The following is a 6304-nucleotide window of genomic DNA, read 5'->3' on the forward strand; positions in this document are numbered from 1 at the left end:
CCCCCCTCACCCTCGACCGTGACGTCGTGGTCGTCGGCGCCGGCCCGGCCGGCCTGTCGACCGCCCGCCGCCTCAGCGAGGCCGGCGTCCGCGTCGCCGTCCTGGAAGCCCGTGACCGAGTCGGCGGGCGCACCTGGAGCGACACCGTGGACGGCGCCTGGCTGGAGATCGGCGGCCAGTGGGTCTCGCCCGACCAGACCGAGCTGCTCGCCCTGCTCGACGAGCTCGGCCTGGAGACCTACGCCCGGTACCGGGACGGCGACTGCGTCTACGTCGCCCCGGACGGCACGCGCACCCGCTACACGGGCGACCGCTTCCCGGTCGGCGAGAAGACCGCCGCCGAGATGGAGCGGCTGATCGAGCTCCTCGACGAGCTCACCGCCGAGATCGGCCCCCACGAACCGTGGGCGCACGCCCGGGCCCGTGAACTCGACACGATCTCCTTCCACCACTGGCTGCGCACGCAGTCGGACGACGACGAGGCATGCCAGAACATCGGGCTCTTCATCGCGGGCGGGATGCTCACAAAGCCCGCGCACTCCTTCTCCGCACTCCAGGCGATCCTGATGGCGGCGTCCGCCGGTTCCTTCTCGAACCTCGTCGACGAGAACTTCATCCTGGACCGGCGAGTGGTCGGCGGCATGCAGTCGGTCAGCGAGACCATGGCCGCCGCGCTCGGGGACGACGTCCACCTCTCGACCCCGGTCCGGACCGTGCGGTGGGACGAGGCGGGAGTCACCGTCGTCTCCGACCGGGTCACCGTCCGCGCCCGCAAGGTCGTCATGGCGGTGCCGCCGAACCTCTACACCCGGGTCTCCTACGAGCCGCCGCTGCCCCGCCGCCAGCACCAGCTCCACCAGCACCTCTCGCTCGGCCTGGTCATCAAGGTGCACGCGGTGTACGAGACGCCCTTCTGGCGGGCGGACGGCCTCTCCGGCACCGGGTTCGGCGCCGGAGAGCTCGTCCAGGAGGTCTACGACAACACCAACCACGGCGACACCCGGGGCACCCTGGTCGGCTTCGTCTCCGACGAGAAGGCCGACGAGGTGTTCGCCCTGCCCGCAGCCGAACGCCGCCGGCGTGTCCTCGAGTCCGTCGCCGTCTACCTCGGCGAGCGGGCCCTCGAGCCGGTCGTCTACTTCGAGTCCGACTGGGGCAGCGAGGAGTGGACACGCGGCGCCTACGGCGCGACCTTCGACCTCGGCGGCCTCAGCCGGTACGGCGCCGACCAGCGCACTCCCGTCGGCCCGATCCACTGGGCCAGCTCCGATCTGGCCGCCGAGGGCTACCTGCACGTCGAGGGCGCGCTGCGGATCGGCCGCCTCACCGCCGAGGAGCTGCTGGACGAGCTCGCGGACACGTCCCGAGGAGAGACCTCATGAGCGTCCCCCACTACGTCGTCGCCTACGGAGGGGACGATCGCAGCAAGATCGCCCTGCGGACCGGCGCCGACCTCGCCCGGTCGCTGGGAGCGGTCCTGGACATCGTGCTCGTGGTGCGCGCCGACGCCCCCTTCGGCGCGACGTACCCCCCGGCACCCGACATCGAGTCGCTGGTCGAGCAGCAGGCCCGGCAGTGGCTCGACGAGGCGCGGGCCTCGATCCCCTCCGACGTGCCGGTCGAGACCCACATCCGCCGGCACCGGTCCGTCGCCCAGGGGATCCTGGAGGCCGCCGCGGACATCGACGCCCGCCTGATCGTCGTCGGCACGGCGTCCGGCGGCGGCCCCGGCTTCACCGTCGGGCCGGTGGCCACCCAGTTGCTCCACGCCTCGCCGGTGCCGGTCGCCCTGGTGCCCCGCCACCACGAGTCCCCCGGGCTGCTCGAGAAGGTCTACTGCGCCGTCGGCACCCGCCCCGGGGCCCAGCTGGTGGTGCGCGAGTCGGTCGAGGCCGCGCGCCGCGCCGGACTCGACCTGCACCTCGTCTCCCTGCTCGAACTCGACGAGCAGCACGGCGCGGGGGAGCCCGCGCGCCGGCACGCCACCGAGCTGATCGCCGCCGCCGCGGAGGACTTCACCGACGGCCGGGCCCGTGTGGAGATCGGACAGGGCCGGACCATGAAGCAGGCCGTCGAGTCGATCGACTGGGACCCGCGCGGCGTCCTGCTGATCGGGTCCTCCCGCCTCGCGCCAGGACGGCGCACCTTCCTCGGCACCACGGCCGCCAGAATTCTCCGGCACCTGCCCATCCCCATGGTGGTCGTGCCGCACACGGACGGAGAACAGAGATGACAGCGATGCCCACTTCCGCTGCGGGCGCCACCACCTCCGGCGGCGACGGCAGCCACGGCGGCGACGGCAAAGGCCTGGCCAAAGGGCGGGTCGGGCTGCTGGGCGCGGTCGTCATCGGCGTCTCCTGCATCGCCCCGGCCTACACGCTCTCCGGCGCGCTCGGCCCCACCGCGGCCGTCGTGGGGGAGCAGCTCCCCGCGATCTTCCTCGTCGGCTTCATCCCGATGCTCCTGGTCGCCATCGGCTACCGCGAGCTGAACCGGGCCATGCCGGACGCCGGCACCACCTTCACCTGGGCCTCGCGCGCCTTCGGCCCGTGGGTGGGCTGGATGGGCAGCTGGGGCCTGCTGGCCGCGACCATCCTTGTGCTCTCCAACCTGGCCGGTATCGCGGTCGACTTCTTCTACCTGCTCCTCGCCCAGGTGACGGGCGACGACGGCCTGGCCGACCTCACCCGCAACGTCCCGCTCAACGTCGCCACCTGCCTGGTGTTCATGGCCCTGGCCTGCTGGATCTCCTACCGTGGGCTCGAGGCCACCAAGGCGGTCCAGTACGTCCTGGTCACCTTCCAGGTCGGCGTCCTCGTCTGGTTCTCCGTCGCCGCGTTCGGCCACGTGAGCGACGGCACGGCCTTCGACGCCTCCTCGATCGGCGCCGAGTGGTTCAACCCCTTCGCGGTCGACTCCTTCTCGTCCTTCGCCGCCGGCATCTCCCTGTCGGTCTTCATCTACTGGGGCTGGGACGTCGTCCTCACCATCAACGAGGAGACCAAGGGATCCGCCACCACGCCCGGGCGGGCGGCCCTGACCACCATCCTGGTCATCGTCGCCCTCTACATGACGATCGCACTCGGCGTACTCAGCTACTCCGGCGTCACGGACGGCGCACACGGACTCGGCAACGCCGATATCCAGGAGAACGTCTTCGCGGCCCTCGCCGGCCCGGTGATGGGACCGACCGCCATCCTGATGTCCCTCGCGGTGCTCTCCTCGTCGACCGCCTCGCTCCAGTCGACGTTCGTCTCCCCGGCCCGCACCATGCTCGCCATGGGCCACTACGGCGCACTGCCGCCGGCCTACGCCCGCATCACCCCGCGCTTCCAGTCCCCGGGCTACGCCACGGTAGCGGCGGCGCTGGTGGCGTCCGCCTTCTACGCCGTCATGCGGGTGCTGTCCGAGGACGTCCTGTGGGACACCATCACGGCGCTCGGCATGATGGTCTGCTTCTACTACGGCATCACGGCGCTGGCCTGCGTGTGGTACTTCCGCAAGGAGCTCGGCCGCAGTGCCAAGGCCTTCCTCATGAAGGGCCTGCTGCCCGGCATCGGCGGCATCCTGCTCCTCGTCTTCTTCGTCCAGACCTGCTACGACTCGATGGACCCGTCGTACGGCTCGGGGTCGCAGATCGGCGGCGTGGGCCTGGTCTTCGTCCTGGGCGTCAGCGTGCTGCTGTTGGGCGTCGTCGTGATGATCGTTCAGCGGCTGCGCAGGCCCGAGTTCTTCCGGGGTGAGACCCTTCCGCGCACCGATTCGCGGAGCAGCGTCTGACGTCCGGCTCCACGGTCTGACGTCCTGCTCCACGGTCTGCGGGCCGGTCCCGACCGGGACCGGCCCGCAGGTGCGCCCGGCGGTGTGCGGGCGGCGGCCCGGCCCGGGTCACACCGGGGTGAGCCGCCACTGCTGGCAGGCGTTGTTCAGCCACGACCACTGCCGGACGTCGGCCCCGTCCGCGGTCGAGCAGTTCGCCACGTCGGCGACCTTGCCGGTGGCCTGGTTGACGATCCTGACGTGACCGCCGTCGGTGGCCAGGAACCGGAACCGCTGGCAGGTGTTGTCCAGCCACGACCACTGCCGCAGGTCCGCGCCGTCCGCGGAGGAACAGTCGGCGGTGTCGAGCACCTTGCCGGTGGCCGCGTTCACCAGCCGGTGGGTGTCGTCGCCCCGGTCCTCCAGCCGCCAGCGCTGGTTGCTCCCGCCGTTGCAGGCGTACTGCCGGACGTCGGCCCCGTCGGCCGTCGAACCAGCGGCCACCTCCAGGCACTTGCCGCTGTTGCGGTTGGTGAGGGTGTAGGTGCGCAGGACCGCCGAGGGTTCACCGGCCGGTCCGGCGAGGCCCGACCCGAGTGCGACGGGCGAGCCGAAGTCCGGCGTTCCGTCGGCGTTCCAGGTGAACTTCTGGGCCCGCGCCGTGCGGCCGTTGTCGCAGCCGTCGGACGAGGAGTCGTTGGCGTGGTAGACGATCCAGCTCTCGCTGCCGTCGGGCGAGGTGAAGAACCCGTTGTGGCCCGGGCCGTACACCCCGGCCGCGTCGTCGCGCTGGAGGACGGGTGTCGCCTTCTTCGTCCAGGACGACGCCGACAGCGGGTCCGAACCGGTGAGCGCGAGCTGCCCGAGCTTGTAGTCGGGCGTCCAGCAGCCGCTCGCCGAATAGATCAGGAACGTCCGCCCGCCGCGTTGCAGGATCTCCGGTCCCTCGTTCACCGTGCCGCCCTGGCGCTCCCAGGACAGCGTCGGCGTCGAGATCGTCCGGAACGAGCCGCTCACCGTGTACGGGTTCGACATGCGGGCCGCGACGATGTTCTGCGTGCCGCCCCCGCTCGTGCTGCCGAACAGGTACAGGGCGCCGTTCACCGTGGCGACGTGCGGGTCCAGCATCCAGGCGGAGTTGAGCTGCCCGCGGTAGGTGTACGGGCCCGTGGGGTCGGAGCCCGCGCTCTCCAGGACGTGACTGCGCTGGGTCGGGTTGTAGTCGGAGACGTTCTGCCCGGCCACGTAGTAGAGGTACCAGCGGCCGTTCAGGTGGTGCAGCTCGGGCGCCCAGATGTTGCAGCACCGCGAGGCCGCGTCTCCCTTCCACACCTGCACGCTCGGCGCCGTGGCGAGCCCGGCGAGCGTCGGCGCCTTGCGGACGGTGATGACGTCCGTCCAACTCGTCGTCACCAGGTAGTAGTTGCCGTCGTGATACGAGATCCAGGGGTCGGCCCCCTTCTGCGCCTTCACGGGGTTGGCGAACGAGGCCGCGCTCGCGGGGGACTGCCCGAGGGACAGGGCGAGCAGCAGCGCGGCCAGCAGGGTCAGTAGGCGACGGGCCATCCGCTGCTCCAGTTCAGAAGGTTGACGCCCAGCTTGGCGGTGCCGTTGTCCTGGCCGTCGTAGTAGTGGTAGACGATCAGGTCGCCGTCGGTGTCGTGCATGATCGACTGGCCGCCCGGTCCGATGTACCGCCCGTGCGACTCCAGCACCGGGGTGCCGCCGCCCAGCATCATCGGGACGCCGTTGCGGTCGCGGTACGGCCCGGTGACGCTCGTCGCGCGGCCCACCTTCACCTTGTAGGTGGAGCTGGTGCCCGCGCAGCAGGTGTCGTACGAGGCGAACAGGTAGTAGTACCCGTTGCGCTTCACGATGTACGGCGCCTCGACGGCCTTGCTGCCGGTCGGACGGGAGGCGAGCGAGTACCGCGTGGAGTTGGTGGAGAGCTGCTTGCCGGTCGACGGGTTCAGCTGGATCATCTTCAGCCCCGTCCACCAACTGCCGAACGACAGCCACCATTTGCCGTCGTCGTCGACGAACAGGTTGGGGTCGATGGCGTTGAAGTCGCTGGAGGCCGATGAGGTGTACACGACGCCCGCGTCCGACCAGGAACCCGGCAGCCCCGTGCCGGAGGTGGCCAGGCCGATGGCCGACCGGTTGGAGCCGAAGGTGGAGACGGCGTAGTACATCAGGTACCTGCCGCCCTGGTACGAGATGTCGGGCGCCCAGGCCTCGGTGTTGCCGTACTGCGTCCACCAGCTCGGGCGGCCGGAGAAGGCCTGGGAGCCGCCGCCGAAGGCGATCCGGTCGGTGGAGGTGCGGTAGGCGATGCCACCGCCGGTGCCGTAGAGGAGGTACCGGCCGTCCGGCTTGCGGAGCATGGTCGGGTCGTGGACGGTGACCGTCCCGGTGACCTGGCCGGGGTTCGGATAGGCGTTCGCGGTGCCCGGCAGCAGGGCGAGGAGGACGGCGGCCGGGACCGCCGACAGGGCGCTTCTTCTTCGGGTACGGGATGTACGACTCACGCGTGCCCTCCGGGGGG

5 protein-coding genes are annotated in these 6304 nt (G+C 71.1%); 3 read left to right on the forward strand and 2 right to left on the reverse strand.

What is annotated here, in order from left to right; all coding sequences use genetic code 11:
* The 3 genes from ACOV8S_RS08425 to ACOV8S_RS08435 all read left to right on the forward strand — a co-directional run.
* Positions 1 to 1382: flavin monoamine oxidase family protein (locus tag ACOV8S_RS08425; protein WP_448317050.1), on the forward strand; the 1382-nt coding region annotated here is incomplete at its 5' end.
* The gene (locus ACOV8S_RS08430; RefSeq protein ID WP_448317051.1) at positions 1379 to 2233 is read left to right on the forward strand and encodes a universal stress protein; all 855 of its coding nucleotides are present in this window, start codon (positions 1379 to 1381) and stop codon (positions 2231 to 2233) included. The genes ACOV8S_RS08425 and ACOV8S_RS08430, both read left to right, overlap by 4 nt.
* A gap of 5 nt (positions 2234 to 2238) precedes the next feature.
* Positions 2239 to 3780, forward strand: a complete 1542-nt coding sequence (locus tag ACOV8S_RS08435; RefSeq protein WP_448317052.1) for an APC family permease — start codon at positions 2239 to 2241, stop codon at positions 3778 to 3780.
* A 108-nt stretch (positions 3781 to 3888) separates the two neighbouring features.
* On the opposite strand, the gene ACOV8S_RS08440 is transcribed toward ACOV8S_RS08435, so the two are convergent.
* Entirely contained in the window at positions 3889 to 5325 is a 1437-nt protein-coding gene (locus tag ACOV8S_RS08440; RefSeq protein WP_448317054.1) for a family 43 glycosylhydrolase, read from the reverse strand.
* Entirely contained in the window at positions 5307 to 6287 is a 981-nt protein-coding gene (locus tag ACOV8S_RS08445; protein WP_448317056.1) for an arabinan endo-1,5-alpha-L-arabinosidase, read from the reverse strand. Before ACOV8S_RS08445 ends, ACOV8S_RS08440 begins: the two co-directional genes overlap by 19 nt.
* Between the last annotated feature and the right edge of the window lie 17 nt (positions 6288 to 6304).

The sequence above is a fragment of the Streptomyces sp. CO7 genome, from assembly GCF_053474865.1.